A 13,881-nucleotide genomic window follows, 5' to 3' on the forward strand; every position below is an offset into this window, starting at 1 on the left:
AAACATGTCCTTGGCAACGCTCGCCCACCGTCATCCGCGCGTCGTGGATTGGGGCATTCACATCGACCGCACGCCGGCCGCCGGCTGGCTCGCGCTGCAGTTCGCCGCGCTGACCCCCACGTGGGCATGGATGGTCCAGCGCATGCGCGACGGTTCGGACGATCCGCTGGGCCTGGTGGCGCTGGTCGCACTCGCAGCATTGGCGTGGCAATGCCGGCGCGAGCTGCGAGCGTCCCCGCGCCTGGGTTGGTTGGCCTTGGCGGGTGCCGGCACCGTGCTCGCCACGCTGCTGCGTTCGGGGCTCGGCGTCGTGCCCGCGCTGCCCCCGCTGGCGGCGGGATTGGTGGCCGTGCTGGCGCTGGCCTGCGGCCTGCTGGCATTCCTGCCGAGACGCGTGGCTGCGTTGCCGGTAGCGGGGTTGGCAGTGCTCGCACTGCCGCTGCTGTCGTCGCTGCAGTTCTATGCGGGCTATCCGCTGCGCGTGGTGACGGCCGAGGCCAGCCGCTGGCTGCTCGCGCCGGGCTTCGACGTGGCGCGCGAAGGCACGAGCCTGGTGGTCGATGGCCGTCTGGTGATCGTCGATGCGCCCTGCTCCGGCGTGCAGATGGTGTGGCTGGGCTACTTCACCGCCTGCGCCGTCGCGCTGTGGGCGCGCCGCAGCGACAAGGCCTTCCTGCGGCGCCTGCCGATGGTCGGCCTGCTGGTGCTGGGCGGCAACATCGTGCGCAACAGCGTGCTGATTGCTTTCGAGGGCGCGGGCCACGCATTGGCGCCGTGGGCGCACAACGCGCTCGGGCTGGTCGTGCTGGCGGCCGTGTGCGGCGCCATCGCACGCCTGATGGTGCCCGCGCGCGCCGTGCCGGAACCGGCCGACCACCCGATCCCGGGCCTGATCACCACGCAAGGAGGCCGCCATGTCGACACCGTTCTTTGAACGCTGGTTCGCCAACCATTTCATCAACCGCATCGGCCACAAGACCGCCTTCGCGCTGGCGATGCTGCTGTGCATGCTCTGGTCGACCGCGGCGGCGCTGCGCGCGCCGGTTGCGCTTGCCGAGACGGCCCTGTCGCACGAATGGCCCAGTCAATGGGACGGCGTTGCGTTGCGGCCGCTCGCGTTGAGCGAGGTCGAGCAGCGTTTCGCCGACCGCTTTCCCGGTGCCATCGGCCGCATGACCGACGGCACCCAGACCCTTGTGATGCGCGAGGTGAAGCAGCCCACCCGCATGCTCCATCCGGCCGCGGACTGTTACCGCGCGCTCGGCTATCGCATCGAACAGGCGCGGCTGGAACGCGATGCGCAGGCGCGTTTGTGGCGCTGTTTTGTTGCGCAACGGCACGGCGCGCAAAAGTTCCGCGTTTGCGAGCGCATCGTCGATGCCCAAGGCACCGCTTTCACCGACACTTCAGCCTGGTATTGGTCGGCGGCCAGCGGGCAGTCGACCGGTCCGTGGCAAGCCGTCACCGTGGCGAGACCGATGTGAGAGCGTGTTTGTGAAGAAGACCTTGCGATTTGTGCTTTTCGGGCTGCTGGCCCTTGTGTTGACAGCGCTTGTAGCTATCTTTTTGATAGTGAAATTCGCGCTGGCACCTGTGGCGGGTGAGTGGAGCACGTCGGTGAAAGCCGGCCCGCTGGATTTCGAGATCGGCGTGCCCACGGCCGTGCGGCTGGCCACTTCGCCGTGGTTCGCGCCGCGCCTTGACGGCCACTCGCTCGACACCCGTTTCGGTACCGTTCGTTTCAGCTGGAAAGACGCCGCCGGCTTGCAGGAGCTGCGTTGCGAGCCCTGCAGCGTCGAGGTGCCCGCGCTCGGCACGCAGCCGATCAAGGTCGAACGCCTGGTCGCTACGGTGCGCCGCGACGGCAACACCCTGACAGGCACTTTCGAAGCCACCCCCAGGACCGCCGAGACGGACATGCTCCAGGGCCAATGGGAAGGCCGCCTGGCGCCCAAGAACCTGCATCTGAGCGCCAAGGTCCAGGACGCGCCCATCGCCCGCTGGTACGCGGTGCTGGTGCCCACGCTGCCCGAGCTGCAGCGCGCGCGCATCGGCGGCACGCTCACACTGAGCGGCCAGCTGGTGCTGCCCGAAGCCACCTTCGCCGTGCAGCCCGTCATCAGCCAGTTCACGGTCGAGGGGCTCGGCACCGAGGCGATGCTCGGCGCGCGCACCAGCTGCGGCCCGTCCGCCAAGCTGGCCAACGACAGCTGGCTGGCGCGCGCCGTCATCGCGGCCGAAGACCAGCGCTTCTTCACGCACGCGGGCTACGACATCACCGAGATCCTCGCCTCGATCGACAACAACCAGAAGGAAGGCCAGACCAAGCGCGGCGGCAGCACGCTCACCCAGCAACTGGCCAAGCTGCTGGTGACCGGCAGCGACCGCACGGCCGAGCGCAAGCTGCGCGAAATGCTCTACGCGGTCGAGATGGAGCAGACGCTGGGCAAGGCCCGCATCCTGCAGCTCTATCTGGACAACGCGCCCTGGGGCGGCAACATATGCGGCGCCGAGGCGGCGGCGCGGCGCTACTTCAAGCGCAGCGCGCGCACGCTGGAGCCCGCGCAGGCCGTGTGGCTCGCCGCGATGCTGCACAAGCCGCAGGCCGTGCTCGAACAATGGCGGCGCGACGGACGCATCGATGCAGACCGCACCAAGTGGGTTGCAGAAAGCGTGCGCGGCATCAGCCGCAACCAGCGCGAGGTGCTGCTCAAGAGCGTGGCGGCAGCCAAATACACCGCACCGGAAGCCAACACGCCATGAGCGCAGCGCGAAGCACGGAGATATTCCATTGACGACAGCGCAGAACATCGCCGACATCGAAGCCATCGAACGCGCCACCGTCGCCGCGGTGTCGCCCGAGGCCTGCGAGGAGCTCGACGGCTGGCTGCTGCCTTTCGACGGCGGGACCGTCAAGCGCGCCAAGTCGGCGGTTCCGCTCCACCGCAGCGCGGTGGACGCGGCCACGCTGGACCGCATCGAGGACCGCTACGACAGCCGCCAGGTCGTGCCCGCGCTCCGGTTGGCCGATGCCGACTGCTTCGACAGCCTGCGCGCCGAACTCGAGCGCCGGCACTACGTGCAGGACAACCCCACCTGCGTGCAGATCGGAACGGCGCGGCAAATGCTGCAACTGCGGCAGGTGGCGACCGGCGCCGGTTCGATGGCCGATGTGGACCGCGCACCCGACGACGCCTGGGCCGCGCTGTTTCTCGGCGAGGGGTTCGATCCGGTGGACGGCGCCCACCGGGTGCGCTCGCTGGCCCGCGCCAAGGGCTCGCTCTACGCGAGCGTGCGCGAGAACGGGCGCACCGTGGCCGCGGGCGCCATGGCCTTCGGGCATGGCTGGGCCAGTGTGCACGGCATGCGCACCGACAAGGCGCACCGCGGCCGGGGACTGGCGGGGCGCGTGCTGGCGGGGCTTGCGCAAGCGGCGCTGACGGCGGGCTTCGAACGCGTGTTCCTGCAGGTCGATGCGCAGAACCATCCGGCGTTGTCGCTCTACCGCCGCGCCGGTTTCACGACGCACTGGCAATACCGCTACTGGCAACGCCAGCAGTGGCCCGGATAAGGGCTCGCCCCCAGGCTGCGCGCACTTCGTGTCGCTTCTCCTGCTCCCTACCGGGGGCAACACCTGAGGCCCGGCGAAGCCGGTTCCTCGGTGTTTCACGAAGGGACTCCTCAGGGCTTTTTTTCGAGCGTTTCGCCGGCTTCGAAGCCGAAGCGCGCGTCCCGCAGCGTCGCATCGACCAGGTCGATCGGGCTGCCGAATCCGGGCGTCACCTGGAGGATGCCGCCCAGGCGCTGGTCGATCAGCAGGATCGCCAGGCCGTGCACGTAGCCCCAGGCGGCCGTCATCCGCACCGCCTCGGTGTCGCCCAGTGACACCGGCGTTTCCCCCGAGGTTTCCGGCCTGCCGCCGATGATGGCGGCCATCACGCGCATCGCCTCGCGGGCGGCCTCGTGCAGCGCGGGACGCCGGATGTCGATCATCTCGTTGCGGAACATCAGGCCGAACATCGCCGCGTTGTCATGGGCGAAGTGCACGTAGGCGCGTGCGATCGCATTGCGGCGCCCGCGCACGTCCGCCGTGCCGGGCGCGGCGGCGCGCATGGCCTCGGTCAGGCGCCGGAAACCGACCGCGGCCAGCTCGCTCACCAGCCCCGTCGTGTCGCCGAAATGGTGCTTGGGCGCCGTGTGCGACACCCCCGCCTCCCGGGCGATGGCCCGCAGGCCCAGGCCGGGAATGCCGTCGCGCAGCAGCACCGCCTCGGCCGCGGCGAGCAGGGCCTCGGGCAGCGAGCCGTGGTGGTAGCGCTTGGGCGGGGCTTCGGTGGTCATCGGGGGAAGGAGAAGGAGGAGGAAAAAGGAAAGGGCGAGGCGCAGCGGCAAGGAGGTCAAAAATCTTACCACTGGAAAAATTACTTGACTTCGCAGGCGGGCTCGTTGATATTTCCACTGGAAAGATATCCGGACGACCTCAATCGAACCCCCAGGAGCCCCGATGAACGATGTCACCCTTCCCCGCAATGCCCCGCCGCCCAACATGGGACCGATCGACTTCGAGACGGAGCTCGGCCCGCTGCCCCTGCGCGGCACGCTGCCCGAGGGCCTGCGCGGCACGCTCGTGCGCAACGGCCCGAACCCGGTGGTGTCCGATCCCAAGGCGCACTGGTTCGCCGGCGACGGCATGCTGCATTCGTTCACGCTGGCCGATGGCCAGGTGCACTACCGCAACCGCTGGGTGCGCACCGAGCTCTGGCGGGCCGCCACCGAAGGGCGGGACCTGGCGAGCGGCTTCCAGAAGGCGCCCTCCAGCCACGCACCCCAGCCGACCGACGGCACGGCCAACACCAACGTGATCGGCCATGCCGGCCACATGCTCGCGCTGGAGGAGGCGCACCTGCCGATCGAAGTCGACCTGCCCACCCTCGCCACCCTGGGCGCGACCGATTTCGACGGCGCCCTGCAGGGCAGCTTCACCGCCCATCCCAAGACCGATCCGCGCACCGGCGAGCTGCTGTTCTTCGGCTACGGCACGCCGGCGCGGCTGTCCAGCGGCATGAGCTTCGGCGTGATCTCGCCCGAGGGCCGCGTCACGCGCCTGGAGCATTTCGAGGCGCCCTACGCCAGCATGGTCCACGACTTCATGGTGACCGAGCGCTACGTGATGTTCCCCATCATGCCGCTCACGGCCAGCATGGAGCGCGCCCAGAGCGGCCGCCCGCCCTACGCCTGGGAGCCCGAATACGGCACCCGCGTGGGCGTGATGCCGCGCCATGGCAGCACCGCCGACATCGTCTGGTGGCGCGGTGCGAGTTGCTACATGTTCCACGTCATGAACGCCTGGGAGGCCGACGGCCGCCTGTTCGCCGACGTGATCCAGTTCGCCACGCCGCCGCTCTTTCCGAAGCCCGACGGCTCGCCCGCGAGCGAGACCACGCCGCCGAGCTGGCTGGCGCGCTGGCAGTTCGACCTGTCGGACCCGACGCGCGAATTCACGCAGACGCGGCTGGAGGATATTTCGGGCGAATTTCCCCGCATCGACGATCGCTTCGCGGGCCTGCCGTACCGTCATGGCTGGTACGTGTGCCGGGCCGAGGCGCAGCCGGGCGAACCGCAGCGGCTCTATGCGGGCCTGCGCCACGTCGATCACGCCACGGCCGGGCACGACATGTACCTGTTCCCCGCGCCCGACGTGGTGTCCGAAGGCGTCTTCGTTCCCCGCTCGCCCGATGCCGAAGAAGGCGACGGCTGGCTGCTGGCCACCGTGTGGCGCGGCGCGACGAACACCAGCGATCTCGTCATCTTCGATGCCCGCGCGCTGGCCAAAGGCCCGGTCTGCACGGCGTCGCTGCCGCACCGCGTGCCGGTCGGTTTTCACGGCAACTGGTTTGGAGAACGCGCATGAGCATGCTGCTGGCCTTCGTGCCCTTCATCGTCTTCGCGGTGTTCGACCGCATCCTGGGCGTCGTGCCCGCGCTGTGCGCCGCTGCGCTGCTCTCGGCCGCCTTCCTGGTGCGCGACTGGCTGAGCCCCGGGCGCACGGTCAAGGTGCTGGAGATCGGCACCGTGCTGCTGTTCGGCGGCCTCGCCGTCTTTGCCCTCGCGGCGCACACGGAGTGGTCGCTGCTGGGCGTGCGCCTGCGCGTGGACGCCGGCCTTCTTGTCGTGGTGCTGGCCTCGATGCTCATCGGCCAGCCTTTCACGCTGCAATACGCCAAGGAGCAGACGCCGCCCGAGGTATGGACGCAACCGGGCTTCAGGCGGATCAACAATGTCATCACCGCCGCGTGGGCCGTCGCCTTCGCGCTCATGGTGCTGGCGGATGTGGCCATGATCTACATGCCCGCGCTGCCCCTGTGGGTGGGCATTGCGGTGACGGTCGCGGCCATCGTCGGTGCGATCCGCTTCACCCAGTGGTATCCGCAGCGCATGCGGGCGAAATTGCGGGCCGCCGGCTGACACGGATGCGCTCGTCCCCACCGGTGGCGCGGTCGGGGGGTTAGTGACACCATGGGCCGATGAAGAAGAATGCCAACCACCCCACCGAACCCGTCACCACGCCGCGAGGCCTGGACCACATCGTGGCCGGTGTCTCCACCAGCGACGGCGACGGCGTCAAACTCACCCGCGTGCTGCAGCAGCCACTGCAGAAACGGCTCGATCCCTACCTGATGCTCGACGCCTTCGGCAGCGACAACCCGGGCGACTACATCGGCGGCTTTCCGAACCATCCGCACCGGGGCTTCGAAACCGTCACCTACATGATCGCGGGCCGCATGCGCCACCGCGACAGCGCAGGCCACGAGGGGCTCCTCGAAAACGGCGGCGTGCAGTGGATGACGGCCGGCCGCGGCCTCGTGCACAGCGAACTGCCCGAGCAGGAAGAAGGCCTCATGGAAGGCTTTCAGCTCTGGCTCAACCTGCCCGCCAAGGACAAGATGCGCGACCCCTGGTATCGCGACATCCAGAGCGAAGAGATCCCCGAATACACCACCACCGAAGGCGTGCACGTGCGCGTGATCGCGGGCGCGAGCCACGGCATCGAGGGCGCGGTGCGGCGCGAGCACACCGAGCCGCTCTACCTGGACATCACGCTGCCGCCGGGCGCCGAGTTCGCGCAGCCGCTGCCCGCGGACCACAACGTGCTGGTCTACGTGTTCCGCGAGTCGCTCTGGATCGCGGGCAGCGAAGTGCCGACGCGCCGCATGGCCATCCTCGCCAACGACGCCGGCAGCGACGGCGTGGTGCTGCGTGCCGGCGCCACCAACCACAGCCCGGCGCGCGCCTTGCTGATCGCGGGCCGGCCGCTGCACGAACCCATCGCGCAGTACGGCCCGTTCGTGATGAACACGCAGGAAGAAGTGAAGCAGGCCGTGCACGACTTCCAGAACGGCCAGCTCGGCTGAGCGAGCAACTGCGGTTGCTGTAGTCGCGGGCCTACCGAAAGTCGGCATCGCGATGCAGGCCGCACCGTGGCACGCGGCGCATAGATTGCGCTCATGCCCCCCACGATCCGCAAAGGACAGGCGCCCGACACGCTGCAGCGCGCCCAGTTCCATGACCGCTTCATGCAGCCCTTCCAAGACCCGGCCTTCAAGGCCGAGACCGATTCGCTCCAGCGCATCGAACTGATCGCCTGGGAGGCCTACCAGGAAGGCCGCAAGTCGCCCGTCACGCGCAAGGCAGGGCCCGGGTATGCGGACCCCGGCTACGACCTGTCGGTCGACTGGCTGGAAGCCAAGGCGCGCCTCGATGCGGCGCAGGCCGCCTGGGGCCAGCGGGAGACGCGCTCGCGCGTGCTGCTGGTCAACGGCTCGCCGCGCAACGACGGCACCTGCCCCAGCGAGATTTCCAAGACCTGGCGCCTCACCGAACTGGCGCGTGAAGTGCTCGAAGGCGGCGGCATCGAAACCGACGTGCTCGACCTGAGCCTCCTCACGTCGGAATACGGCCGGCAGATCCACCCCTGCAAGGGCTGCGTCTCCACCGCCATGCCGTTGTGCCACTGGCCCTGCAGCTGCTACCCCAACCATTCGCTGCGCCAGACCGGCGACTGGATGAACGAGATCTACGAGCGCTGGGTCGCCGCGCATGGCGTGATCCTGCTGACGCCCACGCACTGGTACCAGGCCGCGAGCCCGTTGAAGCTCATGATCGACCGGCTCGTCTGCGCCGACGGCGGCAACCCCGACCCTACGAGCACGCACGGCAAGAAGCCCGAGGAAGCCAAGGCGCTCGAACTGGAGGGCTGGGGCTACCCCAAGCACCTCGAGGGCCGCGTCTACGGCGTGGTGGTGCACGGCGACGTGGCCGGCACCGAGAGCCTGCGCCGCAACCTCACCGACTGGCTCGACTGGATGGGCCTGATCGATGCCGGCGCGCAGGCGCGCCTGGACCGCTACATCGGCTACTACGAGCCCTACGCCACCAGCCACGATGCGCTGGACGCCGATGCCGACGTGCAGGAAGAGGTCCGCAACGTGGCGCGTGCCGTCGCTCGCGCCGTGGGCGAATTGCGCGCCGGCAAACTGCAGGTCCCGGACCGGGGCCTGAAGCAGCCACGGCCCAAATAAGTCACACCGCAAAGGCGCGGTCCATCGGGCGATTCGCGCGATTCATCATTCTTTACGCAAGCTCACTCCAGGCTAACGGAGGCGATACAGAGGTCTTCCACACTTCGCTTCACCTGCTGCCCCTCGGTGGCGGGCTTCTTCGAAAGGAAGCACTTCTCATGATTTCTCTTCGCCAACGCATCGTCTGGGCGAGCCTCCTGGGCTCCGCCGCCCTCGCCTCTTCGGGTGCCTTCGCTCAAGCGCCGGCCGCAACCACCACGACAGCGCCAACCGCTGCCGTGGCCCAGGCCGACACCACCGCCGCCCCCAAGGCGCAGCACAAGCGCATGGACCCGGCCCAGCGCATGGAGCGCATGAAGGAGCACCGTGCCAAGCGCATGGCCGCGCTGAAGGACAAGCTCAAGCTGACCGCCGCCCAGGAAGGCGCGTGGAGCACCTACACCACGGCCAACCAGCCGCCCGCCGGTGCCCGGCCGCAGCGCATGGACCGCGCCGAGTTCGCCAAGCTGACCACGCCCGAGCGCCTGGAACGCATGCAGACCCGCCAGGCCGAGCGCAGCGCGATGTTCGCCAAGCGTGCCGACGCCACGAAGACCTTCTATGCCGCGCTGACGCCCGAGCAGCAGAAGACCTTCGATGCTGAAACGGTGCATGCCGGTGGCCACGGCCATCGCTTCCACCGCGGCCAAGACGGCCATGGCGGCCAGCGCAACGCGGCGCCCGTCAAGAGCTGAGCAACCGGCCACCGGCGACGGTGGTCCGTGAAAAGAGCCCGCAGCGCACAAGGCGCTGCGGGCTCTTTCGTTGTCAGGCGCGGTGCCCGTGCTTACTGAGGCGTACCGGTCTTGTCGGTTGGATTGGTCGGCACGGTCGGCCGCTCGCCCTTCTCGCCGAAGCGCGGCTTCACCTTGCGCGCCTGCTGGCTCACTTCCGCGCGCGACATCTCGCCGGTCGGCTGCGGCATGGCGTTGGGCTGGTGGTTGACGGTGGTCGTGGCCTCGCCCTTGGGCACCATGCTGTTGGCGTTGTTGCGGTTCTGCGCACGCGCCTCGGCCTTCACGGCCTCGCGGGAGGCGGGCATCGAGTTGTCGGGGCGCTGCGGCGGATTGGCCACGCCGGCCGGCGTCATCGTGCTGGCCTCGCCGCCCACGGACGGGTCGGGCTGCGCGGGAATCGACGTGGCCTGGGCCATGGCGCCGCCGGCCGCGGCCATCAGCACGGCGAGCACCGTACTTCGAAAAATAACAGTTGTCTGCTGCTTCATGGTGTGTTCCTTTGCTTGTCTCGGATGAGGGGATGAGTCATGGAATGGAGAACCTTGGGCCGCCTTGTCGCCAGCCCTGAAATCACCGTAGGAGGCCCTGGAGGCGGCCCGTGTCGGGGTGCGGCAGGCCTGCCTGTGAGGGTGCGGCAGGCTCGCCTGTAGGAGCCGGCCTCCCGAACGCGAAGGCGTGGCGAAAGGCGTGGAAAGGCGCGGAGAACGGCACGCAAGAAGGTGGCGCGTTCCTACAGGCGCGGCCGGTGCGGCAACGTACAACCAAGTCGATGTCTTCTTCGCCAATTCCCGATGCAGCCGATGCAGCGCCCGCGCCGACCTCGCTCAAGGTCATGACGGTGAACACCCACAAGGGCTTCACTGCGCTCAACCGCAAGTTCATCCTCCCCGAGTTGCGCGATGCCGTGCGCACGGTGGGCGCGGATGTGGTGTTCCTGCAGGAGGTGCTGGGCACGCACTCGCGGCACTCCCGCAAGGTGAGCAACTGGCCGGAGGCGCCGCACTACGAATTCCTCGCCGACACGATGTGGCCGCAGTTCGCCTACGGCCGCAACGCCGTGTACCCGAAGGGCCACCACGGCAATGCGGTGCTGTCGAAATTTCCGATCGTGCATTTCCGCAACCACGACGTGTCGGTGAGCGGCCCCGAGAAGCGCGGCCTGCTGCACTGCGTGCTGCGCCTGCCCGGCCGCACGGTCGACGTGCATGTGATCTGCGCGCACCTGGGGCTGGCCGAGGCGCACCGCCAGCAGCAACTTGAACTGCTCTGCCACATCGTGCGCGACGAAGTGCCGGCCGATGCGCCGCTGATCGTCGCGGGCGACTTCAACGACTGGCGCGGCCGCGCGCACGAGGTGCTGGCGCAAGGCGCGTCGCTGCGCGAGGTGTTCGTGCACGCCAACGGGCGCGCCGCCAGGACCTTTCCGTCGCGCTTCCCGGTGCTGCCGCTGGACCGCATCTACGTGCGCAATGCCGGCGTGCACGCGCCGGTCGTGCTGCCGCGCAGGCCCTGGTCGCACCTGTCGGACCACGCGCCGCTGGTGGCGGACATCGATCTCTGAAGCGGGCTGCACCATGAGCCACGGCAACCATTGGGTCGGCGGGAACCGCATCGAGCTGCTCGAGAACGGCGAGGAATTCTTTCCGCGCGTGTTCGACGCGATCCGCGCGGCGCAGCGCGAAGTGATCGTCGAGACCTTCATCCTGTTCGAGGACAAGGTGGGCTTGGCGTTGCACGCGGCCCTGCGCGAGGCGGCACAGCGCGGCGCCAAGGTCGACCTGATGATCGACGGCTTCGGCTCGCCCGATCTCTCGCGCGAATTCATCGAGGGGCTCACTTCGGTCGGCGTGAAGGTGCGGGTGTTCGACCCCGGCCATCGCTTCATGGGGCAGCGGCTGAACGTGTTCCGCCGCATGCACCGCAAGATCGTGGTGGTCGATGGCGAACGCGCTTTCGTCGGCGGCATCAACTACTCGGCCGACCACCTGCTCGATTTCGGCCCCAAGGCCAAGCAGGACTACGCGGTCGAACTCGCGGGCCCGATCGTGGCGGAGATCCACCAGTTCGTGCTGCGCGCCATTGCCGTCGGCGGCAAGGGCGCGGGGTGGTTCCGCCGCCGGCTCAAGCAGGCGCCGCCGGTGCGCCAGACCGTGGCCGGCGAAGCCGACGCGATCTTCGTGACGCGCGACAACCGCCGCCACACCAACGACATCGAGCGCCACTACCGCGCCGCGATCCGCTCGGCGCGCGAGCGCATCGTGATCGCCAATGCGTATTTCTTTCCGGGCTACCGGCTCATCAAGGAACTGCGTCGCGCCGCGCGCCGCGGCGTGGACGTGCGGCTCATCCTGCAGGGCGAGCCCGACATGCCGATCGTCAAGACGGCCGCCAGCATGCTGTATCACCACCTGCTGCACGCGGGCGTGCGCATCTACGAGTACTGCGACCGGCCGCTGCACGGCAAGATCGCGCTGATGGACGACCGCTGGAGCACGGTGGGCTCCAGCAACCTCGATCCGCTGAGCCTGTCGCTCAACCTGGAGGCCAACGTGGTCGTGCGCGACAAGGCCTTCAACGAGGTGCTGTGGCAGCGCATGGACCAGCTGATGCAGCACAGCTGCAAGCAGATCGACACGGCGGACCTGGCGAGCGAATGGAGCGGGTGGCGGCTGGTGCGCAGCTTCTTCATCTTCCACTTCCTGCGCTGGTATCCCGCGTGGCTGGACCGCCTGCCGCGCCACGTGCCGCGCCTGACGCCCGCCGAGGCAACCGATCTGGCCGAAAGGCAGAAGAACGAGAAGAACAACGAACACACCGGCGGCGCCACGCAGACGGAAGCGGCATGAGCCCATGGGCATGCGCATGAGCACGACGGCCCTCGCTCGCCAGTCCTGGTGGCCCTGGGCCCGCCGGGTGGTCGTGTGGGGTTTCTTCGGGCTCGTTGCCTGGCTGCTGGTAAACCAGGCGCGCGTCATCGACTGGGGCGAGGTGCTCCAGGCGATCCGCGCGCTGCCCGCGACAACGCTCCTGGCGGCCGGCGCGCTGGCCGCGTGCAGCTTCGCGCTCTACAGCACCTACGACCTGCTGGGCCGGCACTTGACGCGACACCCGCTGGGCGCCGGCTCCGTGATGGGCGTGACCTTCATCAGCTACGCCTTCAACCTGAACTTCGGCTCGCTGATCGGCGGCGTGGCCTTTCGCTACCGGCTCTATTCGCGACTGGGCCTGGGCAACGCGGCCATCACCCGCGTGCTGGGCTTCAGCATGCTGACCAACTGGCTCGGCTACCTGGTGGTGGCCGGCGCGGCCTTCTCTTTCTGGCCGATGACGCTGCCGCCCGAATGGAAGATCGGCAGCGGGGGCCTTCGCGTGCTCGGGGCGGTGCTGCTGGCGCTGTCGGCGGGGTACCTGGCGCTGTGCACTTTCTCGGCCGGGCGCGTCTGGCGCGTGCGCGGCCACACGTTCAAGACGCCGGGGCTCGCGATGGCGCTGCTGCAGCTGGCGATGTCGTGCCTGAACTGGTCGCTGATGGGCGGCGTGATCTGGCTCTTGCTGCAGGGCCAGGTCGGCTATCCGCACGTGCTCGCGGTGCTCCTGGTGGCCGCGGTGGCGGGTGTCGTCACGCATGTGCCGGCGGGACTCGGCGTGCTCGAGGCGGTGTTCGTCGCGCTGCTGTCCTACCAGGTGCCCGAGGCCACGCTGCTGGGAGCGCTGCTGGCTTACCGGGGGCTGTACTACCTGCTGCCGCTGGCCGTTGCGCTGGGCGCCTACCTGGTCATGGAGATGCGCGTGCGCCGCCGTCGTCGGCGCCTGCCCTAGATCCTAGAAGTGGTAGGTGTAGCGCAGGCGCAGGAACGTCTCGCCCGGATTGGGCTTCTTGATGCCCCCGTTCGAGACATGCTGCACCCGCAGCGCGACTTCGTGCGCCCCGTTGTCGCCGAAGCTGCGCCCGATGCCGAGCACCTCGGTGAACTGGAAGGCCGTGCTGAAGCTGCGATCGGGCGTGCGATAGACGTGGTCCATCAAGGTCGCGCCGACGCCGCCTTCGGCGAACCAGGGCGACGCACCGTCGCCGAAGCGATAGCGCAAGGTGTAGATCGCGCCGATCTGGACGAAATTGCGCGGGCCGTCGTCGAGCGCGCGCGCATGCCAGTTGCTCACGAAAAAGTCGAGGTACGAGGTGAACGGACTCCCCTGCGGCCTCTCGCCGATCGACCACGGCACCGTCATGCCGACGCTGACCGAGTTGGTGTCGCCCCTTTCTCCGTGCCGTGCGTGGCCGCCGTCGATATAGAAGCCGCGGGTGTCGTCTGCAAAAGCGTGGGCCGCCGTGCCCAGCAAGCCGAAAAGGCCTGCGAACACGGCGGCCCGGAGGGGCGCGCAAGGATTTGATTTCATGTTGTGAATCTCCAGTGCGGATGGTGAGAAAAAGTCTGCATATTTACTTTCCATGGCGCCCGCGGTGGAGACAGCACGTAATTTCCACATCCGAAGGTAGGACTTGTTCACCAAGAATGCGGATTGAT

General features: G+C 68.6%; 15 protein-coding genes. 12 read left to right on the forward strand and 3 right to left on the reverse strand.

Annotated features, from left to right (window positions below):
- Positions 1-4 precede the first annotated feature (4 nt).
- From xrtQ to BM133_RS16405, 4 genes are all read left to right on the forward strand, one after another.
- The gene (xrtQ, locus tag BM133_RS16390) at positions 5-934 is read left to right on the forward strand and encodes an exosortase Q (protein ID WP_093435677.1); all 930 of its coding nucleotides are present in this window, start codon (positions 5-7) and stop codon (positions 932-934) included.
- Positions 915-1,484, forward strand: coding sequence for a hypothetical protein (locus BM133_RS16395; protein ID WP_093435679.1), 570 nt, complete (start codon positions 915-917; stop codon positions 1,482-1,484). The genes xrtQ and BM133_RS16395 overlap by 20 nt, the downstream gene beginning before the upstream one ends.
- A 133-nt stretch (positions 1,485-1,617) precedes the next feature.
- A complete protein-coding gene (locus tag BM133_RS16400) occupies positions 1,618-2,763 on the forward strand; it encodes a biosynthetic peptidoglycan transglycosylase (protein ID WP_256219230.1) in 1,146 nt (381 codons plus the stop codon).
- Between the two features lie 46 nt (positions 2,764-2,809).
- A complete protein-coding gene (locus BM133_RS16405) occupies positions 2,810-3,571 on the forward strand; it encodes a GNAT family N-acetyltransferase (RefSeq protein ID WP_093437052.1) in 762 nt (253 codons plus the stop codon).
- Between the two features lie 110 nt (positions 3,572-3,681).
- Here BM133_RS16405 and BM133_RS16410 read toward each other — a convergent pair whose 3' ends face one another.
- The gene (locus tag BM133_RS16410) at positions 3,682-4,341 is read right to left on the reverse strand and encodes a TetR/AcrR family transcriptional regulator (RefSeq protein WP_177224853.1); all 660 of its coding nucleotides are present in this window, start codon (positions 4,339-4,341) and stop codon (positions 3,682-3,684) included.
- Between the two features lie 163 nt (positions 4,342-4,504).
- Between BM133_RS16410 and BM133_RS16415 the strand changes: the two genes are divergently transcribed.
- The 5 genes from BM133_RS16415 (at position 4,505) to BM133_RS16435 (ending at position 9,313) form a co-directional block, all read left to right on the forward strand.
- Positions 4,505-5,911 carry a carotenoid oxygenase family protein gene (locus BM133_RS16415; RefSeq protein ID WP_093435687.1) on the forward strand — a complete coding sequence of 469 codons (1,407 nt, stop codon included), beginning with the start codon at positions 4,505-4,507 and terminating at the stop codon, positions 5,909-5,911.
- On the forward strand, positions 5,908-6,465 hold the full coding sequence (locus BM133_RS16420; protein ID WP_093435689.1) for a DUF3159 domain-containing protein: 558 nt from the start codon (positions 5,908-5,910) through the stop codon (positions 6,463-6,465). The genes BM133_RS16415 and BM133_RS16420 overlap by 4 nt, the downstream gene beginning before the upstream one ends.
- Before the next feature lie 59 nt (positions 6,466-6,524).
- Positions 6,525-7,412 carry a pirin family protein gene (locus BM133_RS16425; protein WP_093435692.1) on the forward strand — a complete coding sequence of 296 codons (888 nt, stop codon included), beginning with the start codon at positions 6,525-6,527 and terminating at the stop codon, positions 7,410-7,412.
- A gap of 93 nt (positions 7,413-7,505) precedes the next feature.
- On the forward strand, positions 7,506-8,579 hold the full coding sequence (locus BM133_RS16430; protein ID WP_093435695.1) for a flavodoxin family protein: 1,074 nt from the start codon (positions 7,506-7,508) through the stop codon (positions 8,577-8,579).
- A gap of 158 nt (positions 8,580-8,737) precedes the next feature.
- Positions 8,738-9,313, forward strand: coding sequence for a Spy/CpxP family protein refolding chaperone (locus tag BM133_RS16435; protein WP_093435697.1), 576 nt, complete (start codon positions 8,738-8,740; stop codon positions 9,311-9,313).
- Between the two features lie 92 nt (positions 9,314-9,405).
- Here BM133_RS16435 and BM133_RS16440 read toward each other — a convergent pair whose 3' ends face one another.
- Positions 9,406-9,843, reverse strand: a complete 438-nt coding sequence (locus tag BM133_RS16440) for a serine/threonine protein kinase (protein WP_093435700.1) — start codon at positions 9,841-9,843, stop codon at positions 9,406-9,408.
- A gap of 281 nt (positions 9,844-10,124) precedes the next feature.
- Between BM133_RS16440 and BM133_RS16445 the strand changes: the two genes are divergently transcribed.
- Genes BM133_RS16445 through BM133_RS16455 form a run of 3 tightly spaced genes read left to right on the forward strand, consistent with a single transcriptional unit; the run spans position 10,125 to position 13,174 of the window.
- The gene (locus BM133_RS16445) at positions 10,125-10,916 is read left to right on the forward strand and encodes an endonuclease/exonuclease/phosphatase family protein (RefSeq protein ID WP_093435703.1); all 792 of its coding nucleotides are present in this window, start codon (positions 10,125-10,127) and stop codon (positions 10,914-10,916) included.
- Positions 10,917-10,929: 13 nt separating this feature from the next.
- Complete coding sequence (gene clsB / locus BM133_RS16450; RefSeq protein ID WP_093435705.1) at positions 10,930-12,201, forward strand: cardiolipin synthase ClsB; 1,272 nt, start codon at positions 10,930-10,932, stop codon at positions 12,199-12,201.
- 16 nt (positions 12,202-12,217) lie between these two features.
- Positions 12,218-13,174, forward strand: coding sequence for a lysylphosphatidylglycerol synthase domain-containing protein (locus BM133_RS16455; RefSeq protein ID WP_177224854.1), 957 nt, complete (start codon positions 12,218-12,220; stop codon positions 13,172-13,174).
- A 3-nt stretch (positions 13,175-13,177) separates the two neighbouring features.
- Here BM133_RS16455 and BM133_RS16460 read toward each other — a convergent pair whose 3' ends face one another.
- Entirely contained in the window at positions 13,178-13,753 is a 576-nt protein-coding gene (locus tag BM133_RS16460; protein ID WP_093435708.1) for an acyloxyacyl hydrolase, read from the reverse strand.
- Positions 13,754-13,881 lie beyond the last annotated feature (128 nt).

This window comes from Variovorax sp. 770b2 (assembly GCF_900115685.1).
GTDB lineage: Bacteria > Pseudomonadota > Gammaproteobacteria > Burkholderiales > Burkholderiaceae_C > Variovorax.

What these genes read in the sequence shown, in the direction of transcription:
- BM133_RS16440 (WP_093435700.1), bottom strand. Translation starts at nt 9,843, where the DNA reads ATGAAGCAGCAGACAACTGTTATTTTTCGAAGTACGGTGCTCGCCGTG.
- BM133_RS16445 (WP_093435703.1), top strand. Translation starts at nt 10,125, where the DNA reads ATGTCTTCTTCGCCAATTCCCGATGCAGCCGATGCAGCGCCCGCGCCG.
- BM133_RS16425 (WP_093435692.1), top strand. Translation starts at nt 6,525, where the DNA reads ATGAAGAAGAATGCCAACCACCCCACCGAACCCGTCACCACGCCGCGA.
- clsB (WP_093435705.1), top strand. Translation starts at nt 10,930, where the DNA reads ATGAGCCACGGCAACCATTGGGTCGGCGGGAACCGCATCGAGCTGCTC.
- BM133_RS16395 (WP_093435679.1), top strand. Translation starts at nt 915, where the DNA reads ATGTCGACACCGTTCTTTGAACGCTGGTTCGCCAACCATTTCATCAAC.
- BM133_RS16460 (WP_093435708.1), bottom strand. Translation starts at nt 13,753, where the DNA reads ATGAAATCAAATCCTTGCGCGCCCCTCCGGGCCGCCGTGTTCGCAGGC.
- xrtQ (WP_093435677.1), top strand. Translation starts at nt 5, where the DNA reads ATGTCCTTGGCAACGCTCGCCCACCGTCATCCGCGCGTCGTGGATTGG.
- BM133_RS16430 (WP_093435695.1), top strand. Translation starts at nt 7,506, where the DNA reads ATGCCCCCCACGATCCGCAAAGGACAGGCGCCCGACACGCTGCAGCGC.
- BM133_RS16435 (WP_093435697.1), top strand. Translation starts at nt 8,738, where the DNA reads ATGATTTCTCTTCGCCAACGCATCGTCTGGGCGAGCCTCCTGGGCTCC.
- BM133_RS16455 (WP_177224854.1), top strand. Translation starts at nt 12,218, where the DNA reads ATGAGCACGACGGCCCTCGCTCGCCAGTCCTGGTGGCCCTGGGCCCGC.
- BM133_RS16420 (WP_093435689.1), top strand. Translation starts at nt 5,908, where the DNA reads ATGAGCATGCTGCTGGCCTTCGTGCCCTTCATCGTCTTCGCGGTGTTC.
- BM133_RS16410 (WP_177224853.1), bottom strand. Translation starts at nt 4,341, where the DNA reads ATGACCACCGAAGCCCCGCCCAAGCGCTACCACCACGGCTCGCTGCCC.
- BM133_RS16415 (WP_093435687.1), top strand. Translation starts at nt 4,505, where the DNA reads ATGAACGATGTCACCCTTCCCCGCAATGCCCCGCCGCCCAACATGGGA.